At 43.1% G+C, this 14,174-nt stretch carries 13 protein-coding genes; all 13 read right to left on the reverse strand.

Features of this window, described 5'->3' with window-relative positions:
• Nucleotides 1–2: 2 nt before the first annotated feature.
• The 13 genes from Ga0466249_RS09040 to Ga0466249_RS09100 all read right to left on the reverse strand — a co-directional run bounded on the left by Ga0466249_RS09040 (nucleotide 3) and on the right by Ga0466249_RS09100 (nucleotide 14,155).
• A complete protein-coding gene (locus Ga0466249_RS09040; RefSeq protein WP_215829117.1) occupies nucleotides 3–1,463 on the reverse strand; it encodes a tagaturonate reductase in 1,461 nt (486 codons plus the stop codon).
• Between the two features lie 49 nt (nucleotides 1,464–1,512).
• Entirely contained in the window at nucleotides 1,513–2,532 is a 1,020-nt protein-coding gene (locus Ga0466249_RS09045) for a zinc-binding alcohol dehydrogenase family protein (protein ID WP_215829118.1), read from the reverse strand.
• 266 nt (nucleotides 2,533–2,798) lie between these two features.
• Complete coding sequence (locus Ga0466249_RS09050) at nucleotides 2,799–4,655, reverse strand: sigma 54-interacting transcriptional regulator (RefSeq protein WP_215829119.1); 1,857 nt, start codon at nucleotides 4,653–4,655, stop codon at nucleotides 2,799–2,801.
• 284 nt (nucleotides 4,656–4,939) lie between these two features.
• On the reverse strand, nucleotides 4,940–5,599 hold the full coding sequence (locus Ga0466249_RS09055) for a CatA-like O-acetyltransferase (protein ID WP_215829120.1): 660 nt from the start codon (nucleotides 5,597–5,599) through the stop codon (nucleotides 4,940–4,942).
• Nucleotides 5,600–5,718: 119 nt separating this feature from the next.
• Entirely contained in the window at nucleotides 5,719–5,862 is a 144-nt protein-coding gene (locus Ga0466249_RS09060) for a hypothetical protein (RefSeq protein ID WP_215829121.1), read from the reverse strand.
• Nucleotides 5,863–6,037: 175 nt separating this feature from the next.
• Nucleotides 6,038–7,408, reverse strand: a complete 1,371-nt coding sequence (locus Ga0466249_RS09065; protein ID WP_215829122.1) for a DUF6179 domain-containing protein — start codon at nucleotides 7,406–7,408, stop codon at nucleotides 6,038–6,040.
• On the reverse strand, nucleotides 7,395–7,886 hold the full coding sequence (locus tag Ga0466249_RS09070) for a DUF6323 family protein (RefSeq protein ID WP_215829123.1): 492 nt from the start codon (nucleotides 7,884–7,886) through the stop codon (nucleotides 7,395–7,397). Before Ga0466249_RS09070 ends, Ga0466249_RS09065 begins: the two co-directional genes overlap by 14 nt.
• A 348-nt stretch (nucleotides 7,887–8,234) precedes the next feature.
• A complete protein-coding gene (locus Ga0466249_RS09075; RefSeq protein WP_215829124.1) occupies nucleotides 8,235–9,566 on the reverse strand; it encodes an APC family permease in 1,332 nt (443 codons plus the stop codon).
• A 252-nt stretch (nucleotides 9,567–9,818) separates the two neighbouring features.
• The gene (locus tag Ga0466249_RS09080; RefSeq protein WP_215829125.1) at nucleotides 9,819–10,658 is read right to left on the reverse strand and encodes a helix-turn-helix domain-containing protein; all 840 of its coding nucleotides are present in this window, start codon (nucleotides 10,656–10,658) and stop codon (nucleotides 9,819–9,821) included.
• Nucleotides 10,659–10,780: 122 nt separating this feature from the next.
• A complete protein-coding gene (locus tag Ga0466249_RS09085; RefSeq protein ID WP_215829126.1) occupies nucleotides 10,781–11,911 on the reverse strand; it encodes an NAD(P)/FAD-dependent oxidoreductase in 1,131 nt (376 codons plus the stop codon).
• Nucleotides 11,904–12,239: a (2Fe-2S)-binding protein gene (locus Ga0466249_RS09090; RefSeq protein ID WP_215829127.1), complete on the reverse strand. Its 336-nt coding sequence runs from the start codon at nucleotides 12,237–12,239 to the stop codon at nucleotides 11,904–11,906. The genes Ga0466249_RS09085 and Ga0466249_RS09090 overlap by 8 nt, the downstream gene beginning before the upstream one ends.
• Nucleotides 12,232–13,821, reverse strand: coding sequence for an FAD-dependent oxidoreductase (locus tag Ga0466249_RS09095; RefSeq protein ID WP_215829128.1), 1,590 nt, complete (start codon nucleotides 13,819–13,821; stop codon nucleotides 12,232–12,234). Before Ga0466249_RS09095 ends, Ga0466249_RS09090 begins: the two co-directional genes overlap by 8 nt.
• Nucleotides 13,808–14,155 carry a (2Fe-2S)-binding protein gene (locus tag Ga0466249_RS09100; RefSeq protein ID WP_246588589.1) on the reverse strand — a complete coding sequence of 116 codons (348 nt, stop codon included), beginning with the start codon at nucleotides 14,153–14,155 and terminating at the stop codon, nucleotides 13,808–13,810. The genes Ga0466249_RS09095 and Ga0466249_RS09100 overlap by 14 nt, the downstream gene beginning before the upstream one ends.
• Between the last annotated feature and the right edge of the window lie 19 nt (nucleotides 14,156–14,174).

A 14,174-nucleotide genomic window follows, 5' to 3' on the forward strand; every position in this document is an offset into this window, starting at 1 on the left:
CCTCAGGCTTGTTTGCCAAGTTCTTCAATGTGTGTTTTGGCACCTACTTCGGCCATATGGTCGAGATGCGCGATGACAGCATCGGCAAAGCCGGCGATCGTTGTCAGGTCTTCACCCCAGAAATTGACCTGGCTCATAACGGCCTTAGCATATTCTGCCGTGGACAGACCGGCATGCTGGCGAATAAATTCCAGTTTATCCGCATCGTCATGGATTTCATAGGTATCCGTGCCGCGTTCGCCGATAAGACAGTTGTCGCCGGCTTTTTCCGTGCCATAGAAGGCCAGGAGTGCAGCAAAAGAATAGGTCAGCCATTTTGGCAGTTTGCCCGTTTTGGCAAGACTGTCCTTAAAGCTCGGCAGTACGCGAGCCCGCCACTTAGAGATAGAGTTCAAAGAAATGGACAGAAGCGCATGTTTAACAAACGGATTTTCAAACCGTTCGAATACTGCTTTAGCAAATGCTTCCGCTTTTTCCTGCGGCATGTGGACCGTCGGCACAATTTCGCCGAATACGGACTGATCGAGCTGCGTACGGATGACCGGATCCGCCATACACTGGCCAACATAATCCATCCCTGCCAGGTAGGCGCCAAGCACCATAGACGTATGAGCACCGTTCAAAATACGTACTTTCCGTTCTTTGAAGATTTCCAACTGATCCGTAAATTCAACATCCCATTTAGATGAAGAAACCTTAAGCTTTTCCGCTACGCGCGCATCGCCAATAACCCAGAGTCCGAACGGTTCGGCTTTATCCAGGAGTTCATCTTCGTAGCCTAGTTCCTGGCACAGATCAGCAGCCTCCTGACGGGGATAGCCTGTAACGATCCGGTCTACGAGAGTGCCGGCAAAGATGCAGTCCCTTTCCAACCAGGTTTTGAAGCCGCCTTCCAGGTGCCACAGATCGGCATACTGGGAAACGCATTTTTTCAGATTTTCGCCGTTCTTTTCAATCAGTTCGACTGGCAGCATGGTCAACGCCTTGTCTGCCGCACCCTGATAGAATGTGTACCGTTCATATAAAAACTTCGTCAATTTAGCCGGGTAGGTCTTCGGCGGGCAGTCTTCCAGCTTGTCGCCACTTTCAAAAACAATACCGGCTTCGGTCGTGTTAGAAACGATGAATTCGAGCGTGTCAAGATGAGCCAGAGCCATGAATTCTTCATAGTCTTCGTAAGCGCCCAAGACTTTTTCCACGCAGGTGACAACGCGGTTTTCCTTGTACGGCTTGCCATCTTTCTGGCCGCGCAGGCATACCGTGTAGATGTTGTCCTGTTTGGCAAAACCAGCCGGCTTATTCGGAATCGGAACGATGATGGCCACATTGCTGTTAAAGCCCAATTCTTCATTGGCAACATCAATGCCGTAATCGACAAAAGCACGCAGAAAATTTCCTTCCCCAAACTGCATCACTTTGATCGGACGGGGCGTTCTTTTATATAATTCACTTACATTTTTCATACAAATGTATCTCCCTTCAATCTTTCTTCTTCAAATTGCTTGGCGACACCTAAAATTCAATCATTACCTTCAACATGTTCGCTGCGTTTTTATCAAACTCCTCAAAAGCCTTAGCCGCATCGTCAAACTTGTAGGTATTTGTAATAATTTTTTGCAAATCAACGGTACCGTTTTTGACCAAGTCGATTAATTCCAGGAAATCCTCTTTCAGTGCATTGCGGGAGCCAAATACATTCAATTCCTTCTTCTGCAACAACGTAAAGTTAAAATCGAGATTTTTTTTGCCTACGCCGATAAGAACTATTTTACCGCCAAAAGCCGCCACATCAATGCAGTTCTGGAAAGTCCCGGGCATACCGACCGCTTCAATGGCTACATCAAACCCGTTTCCATGGATCGTATCCATGCATTTTTGTACGAAGTTGTCGGTTGAATCATTAAAGATTCCGCCAGCCAAGCCGAACGTTTTGACCGCATACTCCACTTTCTGGGGAGCAATATCGGCAATGTACACTTCGCCTCCTTTGGATTTGGCCGCCACCGCTGCCAGCACGCCGATTGTTCCAGCACCGATAACAAGGACTTTGTCCCCTTGTTTGATGTGAGCACGACTTACGCCATGATAGCTAATACAGAATGGTTCAATCAATGCCAACGTTTTCGCAGGCAATCCTTTGCCGTCATAGATTCGTTCAACCGACATAGTAATATATTCGGAAAATGCCCCGTCCCGCTGCGCCCCCAGCGTTTCATTATGTTCGCAGCAGTTCAACAGCCCCCGCTGGCAAGAATAGCATTTCGTGCAATTAAAATAGGGATTGCACGTAACGATCATTCCTGGCTTTAATCCCTTGTCATTGGGGCCAATTTCAATAATTTCTGCAGAAAATTCATGACCGGGAATACGGGGATAATCGGCATACGCAAAGGTTCCACGATAGGTTCCCAAATCACTGCCACAAATGCCGCCATACAATACCTTTAGCAAGGCTTCACCCGGTTTGGCAGACGGCTTTTCCGTTTCTATAATTTCCACCTCACCAGGATGGTTGATGATGATTGTTTTCATATTGATACACACCTTTCTGCTTACGAATATTATTAAATCAAAAAAGCTACAGCTTCTGCTATAAAATAAATCTGTTCCGGACACCAATATATGTCTGCAATTTTTATGCCAATCATCTTTCGATTCATAAAAATTCGCAATTTTTATTATCTAATGTCGCTATATTTACGGTATTTAAAAAATAAAAAAACCCATTGAAAAAAATTCAACGGATTTTTTTCAATGGGTTTTCACTTAATTGTCACTATTTGTTTCATTTTTGAATTTCATATTTTTCTTTTCTGAACACCATTTGTTTTACGCCATAAGGTCACCCGGCTGATGCCCAGCCTGGCGCAGACTTCTTCCGGAGTATGTTTTTCCATGAGCTGGGCCAATATTTCTTTTTCCATATCTTTAAAAGACATATCGGCTGAAAAGGTAATGGTATCATTGTCGCTATCCATAACAGATGTTTCTTGTATTTCGTCATTCTCCAGCAAATCGTCTAATTGCCGGGGAGTAATGTCGGCATTATCAAAAGCAAGTACCTCTGCCACATTTTTCAATTCACGTATATTACCAGGCCATTGATATTGCAAAAATTTTTCTCTCGCTGCAGGCGTGATGTGAATACGTTTCTCATGATGACTGAATTGCTGAAGATAAAATTCGAGAAGGGGCAAGATGTCTTCGCGACGCTCCTTCAACGACGGCAGCTTGATGCGCAGTACATTGATACGGTAATACAGATCATACCGGAATTTTCCTTCCTTCGTCAATGTATGCAAATTTTTATTTGTCGCACATATAACCCGTATGTCGAGAGGAATGATCTTATCATCGCCAATACGCATGACTTCTTTTTCCTGCAACACCCGTAGTAGTCGTCCCTGAATATCTAAGGGCAATTCGCCAATCTCATCGAGAAAAATCGTTCCCTGATGGGCCATTTCAAAGAGCCCAGGTTTGCCGGAGCGGCGAGCTCCCGTAAAAGCTCCGTCAACATACCCGAATAATTCGCTTTCAACAAGGCCTGGCGGTAAAGAAGCACAATTGACAGAAACAAAAGGCTGAGCAGCCCGTCGGCTCGCATTATGAATACTTTGGGCAATACCTTCCTTTCCGGTGCCCGTATCGCCATAAATCAGCACATTGGAATCAGTCTTGGCAAATTTTTCCGCCCGTTCGAGAATTGATTTCATTCTAAGCGAAGCTGTAAAGATATTGCTAAAATGGGCTTTAGCATAGAATCCTTTGTGATATGTTGATAACCGAACCTCACGTTCCTGTTTCTCTATATTACTAACTTCCTGAAAAATAAACACATCGTTCTTATTATCATTGATATCCAAAGGAATGCCTTTCATTAATACCTTATTATCCCCTATCGTTATCAGTTTGCTCTCGCCAAAATTCGGAGACTGATTCAATATCCGTTCATACCAGTCATCTTTGGATTCTTCATTAAATACGTTATTAGCCAGCGTATTGAAAAATACCGGTTCATGATTTTGTTCAAAAATAATAATGCCTTCTTGAATATTGTTGATAACAGCATTCACACGTTCCATTTGGAATTGCGCCATTTTTTTTGTCTGCTCGATTTTCAAGGCCTCGTTAATTGCCTTCACGATAGACAATTTACCGGAGTTGATATAGGCGTTTGCCAAGTGTAATTCCTGCGCCTTTTTCACAGCCTGATGGCATCCAATAATATACTGAACACCCTCATCATGCAGTTTAGCAATCATATTCCGTATCTCCGCATGATTTTTACATGGCCGATGCCATACGCTCACACTGTCAAAAGAAAAGTCCTTTACGATGTTATCGATGATGTTATCATTGGTCACGATGCCAATCTTTTTATAACCGGAAAATATGGCTTCTTCCAACGTAGGCAGTATATCGCTAAAAGAAGCACTTACTTCTACGACGGTCCGTTCCGGCAATTTTCTCAGGTCATAAGCTGTGCCACCGCGGCTGATCAATATCGTTTTTTCAGGATAGGACTTAACGGCAGTAACTGCGCTTTCATTGGAGGCAACAATAACTTGTATAGACAGTCCCATTTTCTTGATCACTGTTTCAGCCAGTCCTGCTAATTCTCCAAAAGGAGCTACAAAGAGTATTGAATTCATAATAATTTCCTTTCCATTATATCTTGCTATACGACGGTATTGCCTCGATACTCTCCCGTAAGCTGGGCCCTATTTGCCAGTCAAGCTTTTAGTCTGTATGAGCGCAGATCTATTATATGACGAGTATATCACTTTTCTATTTTTAAGTCATGATATAAGAGAATGTACAGTTGTGGTCCAAAAGAATCTCAGTTGGTCCCAGACTAACCATACTTGCCCATGCTGATACCACAACGCCACGAAAATCTCCATTCTCCTAAAAAAACTGCAGCAAGTAAAGTCAATTACAGCCACTCTTCAGGATGGTTCATTGTTCTTTGCAATTCCTCTAAAAGTACCTTTAGATGGTAGCCATCCACTGCAGCATGATTAACTGTAATAGACAAAGGCATCGTAGTTATACCATTCGTTTCAGTAAATCCGCCGGCTTCAAAAAGTGGTGCATAATAATTCTTTGCATTTTGCAAATGCATAGATAAACTATTAAAGGTAAACCACGGAACACAAGCTATGATATAGTTGTTAGAAGGTGGCGCTCCCTTTGATGACATAATACCATGAATTTTTCCATGCTGTGCCATATCTGAAAGATAATTTTTATAAAACACCTCAAAATTTTCATCATACTCTGTCCAAAGAAATGTTATTGTTTTATCATCATCATGCAATATCGGATAAAAGGGAGTTCGACAATCCCAATATCCTAACATATCATCTTGAATTGCCATAAGGAATTCTTGTTGTCTTCTAATAGCTCTGGTCACCAGGTAAAGATATGCAGGAAAAAATTTCAAGTCTTTGCTTTTTAATGTATTTCTAAGGATTGCGACGTCCATTGTTACGTTGATAGAATAAATAAGCGTTGATACTGTTTCTGTAAAATAATTATATGTTTGTGCTCTTGGCCATTTTTCCAGGTCAATTGCGTGAAAATCTGTCTTCATATGTTTTTTACCTCCTTGATTATATCTTCTATAAAATGCAACTCAACTTTGCACCTAAAAAAGAAAAAGACGCCCAATCGGCGTCTTCCCGTTTTGTTCACATAATGAAATAAGTTATGCTATATACAGTCAAGAGCTCCAACGTTGGTTTTCCTATACACTTTTCTAAAAAAGGGCATACCTATCCCATCCAGCGCTAAGCGAACTACAAAAATAGGTGATTTTGCATCACGCGGTAAACTTTGATAAAAAGCAGTCATCACTCTTGGCCTCCTTTTGCGAAAAAATCATCTTTATTATAATACTATGGCATCAATTGTCAAACAGGGTGTAACCAACCATTAAACGGTAATTACCATATTTCTTCGCCACAGTTCACTGAATACCTTCTCATTCATACCCAAAGGGCAGGTACCGCAAACACTTGGATCGGCTACACTAAACTATGGATTCTTCGAGACGAGCCATTATTTCAAAAACCTGTTCTTGCCTATCGGGAGGAAGCCGGTCAATATAGTTTTTTAGATATAACCTTAATGACTGTTCAGCTTCGGACAAATCCACCGCTTGAATATCCGATATGAATGGGTGCCTGCTAACGAGTGCGGCAATCTCAACATCTTCAAGAACACTAAACACCAAATTGATTTCTTCTCCGCTTAAGTGTGCATCAAACAATATATCTTCCAAATCATCGAAGGATTTTACTCTTTCCTTTATAAGCCCCAGTTTATCCGGTGAATATCGGCATAATAACAATTCGTCAATCAAATTCCGGTAGTCTTCATCGGCCATCTTCACTCCGGATGAAAACTTAATTCTGGGCTTTAAGTCTGGATTGAACGGAGATACAAAGACTTTGTGAAGATTATTCGTCTTGATTGCCTGCGCGATATTCGATGTGATTTGGGGCAGGCTTTTTTCGATGTACCTCCGAAGTGAAGGACTTGTAATATTAAGTTCTTCGAATACTTGCTCAGAAGCCTTATAAACCGCCAAAGCCAGTGAATGATCATTATACGTTGACAACTCATTATACAGAAGTTGAATTTCATCCGTAGAAATATCTAATTTTACCACGTTATGGCGAGCAAGCAAGCAGCCCAATGCTGCCGTCAAAACATGCTCAAAGATATTAATCAGCAAATCCTGATATCCCTCATCATATCCACAAAGCAGATGATGGATATCCTCTGCTGCAAAATTATTGCAAAATTCATTTTCTAGAAATAAGTTTTCAAGATATTTTTCAATAAACTCAACTCCCACCAAATCAGTAACAGGATTACAAAGTTGATAATCAATGGATGCAGGAAACTCGTGAGCTTCATAATCTGGATTATATTCTTTAAAAAAGATTCCAATACCACTATCGTTAATTGTTGCATTATAGGTATAGTTTATGGTGTACAGTTTATTATCTTGAGCTAGTTTATAGCTGTGCTTTGCGGCTTGAAGTTTGTCATCGATGATTTCCCGGCCTTTTTGATACATTTCAGGGATCGTTACAGTTTTAAGTGCACTGACAGCACGGTCAGCATCGGGCCAGGATTTTAAGTACAATCCGATAGTGTAAAGGTTGGATTTCATAATGTTTTCGGCAACTTCCACCCTTATCGAACTACTTTCACCGCCGTTGTATCTCTCACTTTTAAATGACAAAAATTCCAGGCATTGCGTCTGGATCTTTTCGATATTGGATTCAGATAAAATTCCACAGGCAAAGGTCTCTTGCAGAAGTGAAGTAAAATAGAATTCAGCGCTCAGATTATTTTCGTTAATAATATGTTGCTTTTCAATATTCGTCATTTTCATCCACCTCATCATTTGCCAATTTTTCCAAATAATCCAAAGCGTAACCGCAGCGTAAATTACGCGCCATATTAGCCAGCTCTCTTCCAGCAAGCAATTCTATTGATCCCTGACATTTGCCGTCAAAGCTGTCTTTCATAAACTTTAACAACTCTTCATCATTCAGTAAATCTAGCGTTTCATTTTTGTAAAAATAAAATATTTCGGTAAGCTCGTGCAGTGTTTCGGCGTAATTGTGCATCGAAATATAAGGGGAATCACAAAATTTCTTGATTATTTTATTGATGATACCACCTCCGAATTCGATTCGTCCGTTACTCTTCAAAGCAAGTTCGCGCGTTTCAACAAGTTCAACAGCATCATGGTGGGACAGAGTTAATCCGAACTGGCTGGTAAAAGCATTAGATTTTTCTATTTCCGCTACTGCCTGTTTTAATATCAACGATGAATATACACCCATAATTTCAAATGCCACTTTTAGGTCACCTCCATGAAAATACTATTTCAAAGAATTTTCCCGAAATAAACTGTTGACAGCAATAGATAATTATGATATAGTTTGATTGATATTATTAATTATTTGTGATTATTGTTGTAAACTTTATAATATCAATAATCAACCTGAAAGTCAATAAAAAATATTACATTTGAAGCGAACATATTTTTGTTCGCTTTTTTGTTATCGGCTTTAGCCGATAATGACAAAAGCGGCTGTTTGTCCAATTTGTTAGACAAACAGCCGCTTTCTCTTATTTGAATCAGCACACTAAACACCGTACTCCTAGTCCATCCTCCAGATGAACCCTGTTACCTTACCGCAAAATTATCCTAATTCCATCTGAGGTACTGGATTACTAAAGCCTCTGGTAACCAAAAATAAGTAACCAATGCCAAATGCAAGCCAGGAAAAACCGACTATATGCGCTTCCATATCAAGATTAACAAAAATCCCCATAGTAACAGCGAGTCCAATCAACGGTAACAATAAATATTTCCAAGCAGCCGATTTTTCACTACGCAGTTTCCTATCCTTGATATAAAATTTCCATATGATCGAAAAATTGAGCATAATAAATCCAACCAATGCCCCAAAACTAACCATGGTAGCAATCGTGTCCAGTGAACAAAGCAATGAGATAGGAGTAATAATTGCCCCGACAAACGCTATTGCCACATAGGGAGTCTGAAACTTTACACTGACACGCCCCATTGCTTTAGGTAACACACCATCGCGCCCCATTGCGAACAATATCCTGGCTACCGCTGCATGAGAGGTTTGACAAGTTGCCATACCAAAAGATGTAATTAAAATAATCGTAGTAAAGGTTGTAAGCCACTTGCCACCAACAAAATTGACAACATCCAGAAATGCAGTATCTGGATTTAAAGTCTGATAATCCGGATAGACCATTCCTGCAAGAAAAGTAGTCAGAAAAAAAATGATGCCACTTATTAAAATGGACCAAATAATAGCACGTCCAACCGTTTTCTCCGGATGAATTGCCTCCTCTGCAAGGGTGCTGATAGCGTCAAAGCCAAGATAACTCAAAATAACAATCCCTGTGGCCTGTAAAACACCAGAAATTTGGAACCCATCAGGATTATAAAGTGAAATTGTGTTAAAGTGAATAGTATGATTAACAAGCACTTGAATAGTACAAATAACAAATGCAATTAAAACCAATATTTGCAGTACAAATAAGACCCAACTGCACTTGGACAGCCATTCGACCCCCAAAATATTCGTAATTGTACTGAACAAAATAAAAAACAGTGACCAAGCCCAAAGAGGAATATCCGGAATCAGGGAATTTCCAAATGAGCTGCCAATAATAACAACCGTTGCAGGCATTAAAAAATAATCTAATAAAATGGACCATCCGGTCAAAAAGCCAAGATGAGGAGACAAACTTTTTTGTACATAAAGATAAACCGAACCCGCAAACGGATACTTTTTGGACATTATACGATAACTTAATCCTGTAAATAACATCGCCACCATCCCAATTAAATAGCAGAGAGCCACCATCCCACTAGATGGGCCAAGATAGGTGCCATACATTGCCGCCGGTGCCAGTGGGATCATAAAGACTAAACCATAAATAACCATATCTTTCGTATTCAGAATACCTTTTAGATTTGATTGTGTGGTCATAATTATCCTCCCCTTATTGCTGCCAGATATTATCCCGAAAGAAACACAAAGACCTCAAACTTTTCCGTGCACATCATTGTGCAGTCGGAAAATGCTTGAGGTCTACCTTTTCGCATATGCTGTTAGCTATTGTTTCTTTCACGATCATTATACTATACACGTATCTTTTTATATTGTAAAAATCGGAACAAAAGGATGGCTATTAAAGCATCCATGCTCACAGCTCTGCAGTATAGCCAATTTACCCATGCATCAGCCTGCAACGCCGCCGATGGTGATTACGCGCTCATTATAGCCCGAATCATGAATCATTCTAAAGTACTGTTTCGGCGTCATATTTGTGTATCTGCTAAACTCCTTAATTAAGTACGCTTGATCAAAATAACCATGCTCTGCTGCAAGTTTAGCAATCGTCCCAACTTTCGGAGAATGCAAAGCCGTCAATAGACGCTGGAATTTAATAATCAGACAAAGTTTCTTAGGATTGATTCCAATTTCTTCATCAAATAGTTTGTTGATGTAGCGCGCGGTATAACCCGTGCGTTCCTCCAACTCTTTAATGCGGATTTCACCGTGCGATTTGTAAATCATGGCTGTTGCAGCCTGCAGCAGCCTTTCCATGCTGCTATCTGTAGGTTTTACTGCAAAGTTTTGATAAACTTTCATAAAGGTCTGAATGCGGGATGAAAAATTACGCGCTGTAACCATATTTACCAGTAATGCTGGTTCTTTTATAACCTCTTGCAAACTAACTTCACGTCCCACAAACTCTTTAAACCGGCCATCAATAAGCGGTGGACAAAAGCCCGAAAAAAAACGTACGCCAAAATAAACCTGAGACGCTTTCCTTGTCATCCGCCGATATTCCAGTACAGTGCCGCAGACGTCGGAATCAAGAACATTTCGGCCATAAGAAAAAATAATATCTATGCAGCCATCAGGAACAACCACTCTATCCAGACCATTCCGATCGGCTGCATACTCATAAAAATGGGAAATACCATACTGCCCCAGCACAAATTGAGTAAAGCGGGATGTTTCCATAACAAAGTATGGCTGAATGGTTTTGATAAAGTCCAGCTGTTCTCGCATAATAACTTCCTCCTAAAATAAAACAGGTACGCAAAAGCTGCACCGCTTCTTTGCGTACCTGTAAACTCATTATAGTTAGCCGCTGCCGCCCTGTCAATAAGCCTAGCAAACTATGCGTTCTGTTAAATTTTTGTTTTAAAACGATCGTAGCGAAATTCCTTTATATCCAACACCGGGTTCTCGCCACTGGCCATTTGTGACAACAAAAGTCCTACTATCGGCGCAATGCCAAAGCCATGACCGGTAAAACCGCAGGCGGCAATCAACCCCGGCACCTCTTCGACATGGCTGATCACCGGAATACCGTCAACGGAAATATCCGCCCAGCCGGCCCACGTACGCACAATCTTGACATCCTCCAAGATCGGGACATACTTTATAATCCCGCGGCAAATACAAGGTGCCGAAATACTGGCCGTCACCGGCATGCCATGATCTTTGTTGGTATGCTCAAAGCCGGATGTTCCGCCAAACACAAACGAACCATGATGCTTGGACTGATGCCCGTAGAAATCGGCCATAGCCGTCCCCAGCATTTGCCCGAACATCTGAGGCTGCGCTTCTGTTACCAGCACTTCCAGCGTAATTCGGGTCATTGGCACATCAATGCCCACACTGGACAGGATTTCACGACTCTCAAAGCCAGCCGCTACAATTATGTTATTACCTTCATATACCCCAGTTTCAGTAACGACCTGACGCACCCTGCCCTTGATTTTCTTAAGCTGCAGCACCTTTTCCCCAGTAATAAACCGGGCACCAAGCTGCCGGGCTTTACGATAATAGCCAAGCGTAGTCACTAGCGGATTGGCATGTCCGTCCGTCGGACACCAACTGGCACCAACTACCTCTTCCGAAAGATACGGGCAAATTTCTTTTGCCTCTGCTCCGTCAATCATGCGGACATCCAAGCCGGCTGCCACGCTGCGTTCTGTCAATCCCTGCAAAATCCGGAGATGTTCTGGAGTTTTTCCAAGCCGCAAATTGCCTTCCTGTACATATTCCACATCTATCCCAAGCTCATCAGACAGTGACGGCCACAAATTCCGGATGCCATACATGGCCAACGGCAGTTCGCGTGGATCACGCCCGGACTGGCGGACGCCGCCCCCATTCCGGCTGGAACCGCCGTCACCGATATGGGCATTTTTCTCTAAAACGAGCACATCCGCACCTTTACGCGCTAAATAGCAGGCCGTTGCCGCTCCGATAATACCACCGCCAATGACAATCGTATCCGCCGTTTTATGCATGCCCCTCCGCCTCCGTTTCACTGCCGAATACCTTCATTTCTATGGGGCGCATGGGTACCCGGGAAACAGCCGGCTCCAGTTCCGCCGGAGATATCCCTAGTTCTCTGGCTACAATACCCTTGACGAGCCTGCCGCAGGTCTGTCCCTGGCAAAGCCCCATGCCAGTACGCAAATACCGCCGAATTTCCGTCAAAGTAAACATGCCGTCATGCACGGCACGCCGGATTTCCCCCTTAGTAATTTCTTCACAACGGCAAATCAGCAAATCATCATCGCCTGCTGGCACAAATGCGCCAATATTCCGCGACCTATCCTGCATCTTAGGCATAAAAGCTGCCTCCTTTAAAAAATCTTGCTTTCATGGCCATGTCTTGAGGCACTTTGATAGTAAGTAAATGTGTATGATCAAAAGCTGGTGCTGTCTTCACACTTACTACTTCAGCCTGGCACACCTTTTCTCCACTGCGGTCAAGTGCCCAGCCTTTATCCCCTCGGGCTGGCAGCGGCAAAATTTCATATGGCATAGTAACGCTGGCATAGCCATCCTCATATTCTTCATTCACCAAGAAGATAGCCTGACCGGAACAGGATACCACGCACAAGCCGCAGCCATTGCAGGTTTTTCCTTCATCCATAACCGGCAGAGAAGTAATCTTGGCCCCGATTTGGATGCAACCTTTCGGACAGGCATCCTGGCAGGGGTTGCAGGGAATATTCTGCGAACATTCAATGACCGCATGAATACCGTTTTGTTTTGTGACACCTGGATACTTAGCCAACTCCTCTTCCAGGAAAAAGCCGGTTTTTAAGAGATGTTTGGATATATCATAGCCTTCTTCAGTTTTATCGAGAATTTTATCCCGATTTTCCACAGCAAACATTCCCTCGCGCAAACTCTGCAAAGCACCTTTCAATTTCCGAGCCTTTTCCGCCAGTTCTGCCTTAGTAATAAACCCCAAGTACTCCGCTGCCGCCACACTGGCCATACGGCCTTCAAGCATCGCGGAACTTGCTTCTTCCACGCCGGACACATCGCCTGCCGCAAAAACCCCAGGTATACTGGTTTCGCCATATTCATTGCAAACCGGAACATAGCCACTTTTTAAAGCGCTATCCTCCATTTGACAACCAGCCATTTTGAAAAGCTGCGCCATCGGTGAAAGGCCGACAGCCATACAGATGGTATCTACATCAAAATGCCGTTCCGTTCCATGAACTATCTTCCAGTCTTTATCTACTTCCCCAATCGTAACACCGGTGACATGATCCGTGCCTTCCGCCTTCATGATCGTATGAGACACGTAAAACGGTACGCCCATGCGCGCAAGCTTGGAGGCATGCACGCCATAGCCGCCTATTTTAGGCGCGGCATCAACCAATGCCAGCACCTCGCAGCCCACTTGCATAAGTTGATAACTAACTACCAATCCGACATTGCCAGAGCCCAGCATCAGTATTTTTTTGCCGGGAACAATTCCCTGCAGATTCATCATAGTCTGCGCGGCACCCGCGCCAATGACACCGGGCAAGGTCCAGCCCGGAAACGGTACGACATTTTCTGCTGCACCAGTAGCTACAACAATCGTATCCCCTTTGTAATGGCGTATGGTGTCATCAACACGTACAGTGATCTCCTTATCAGGAAAGAGCCCTACCACGGTAGCTTTTAAAACAACCTCGATCCCAAGTTTCTGAGCTTCCGCCAGAAGCTCGCTGCCGATGCGGAACCCGCGTACCTTGGCCTTATGCTCCTTAGAACCGAAAAATTTGTGAACCTGCTTAAAAAGCTGCCCGCCCGGGTTGGCATTTTCGTCAAACACCACAGTGTTTAAGCCACATTGAGCAGCTTCAATCGCGGCGGAAAGACCGGCTGGACCTGCGCCCACAACAATTAAATCATATCTTTTCATACCTTTCCCTCCGCTTTCCATTCGGATTTACGGCATTACCATATTGTGTTTGCACGCTCATCCCCGCTGTCAGTGGTGTTATACAGGTTCTTATATTAGGTTTTCCATTTACAACCATGACGCAATCCGTACAACGGCCAATCGCACAAAATACACCGCGCGGCTCGCCTAATTTTGCCGTATGGCGATGTACCATGACACCGGCAGCCCGGAGGGCGGCCGAAATCGGCTCGCCCTCATACCCCATAAGTTCCGTATCATTATAGGTGAACTTCACTAATTGTCCTTTTTCGATTTTACCCAGTATCGGGTGTTCTGTTATTCTCATGTTCATACCATTGACTCCCATCCTC

Source organism: Pelorhabdus rhamnosifermentans (assembly GCF_018835585.1).
Classification (GTDB): Bacteria; Bacillota; Negativicutes; order UMGS1260; family UMGS1260; genus Pelorhabdus; species Pelorhabdus rhamnosifermentans.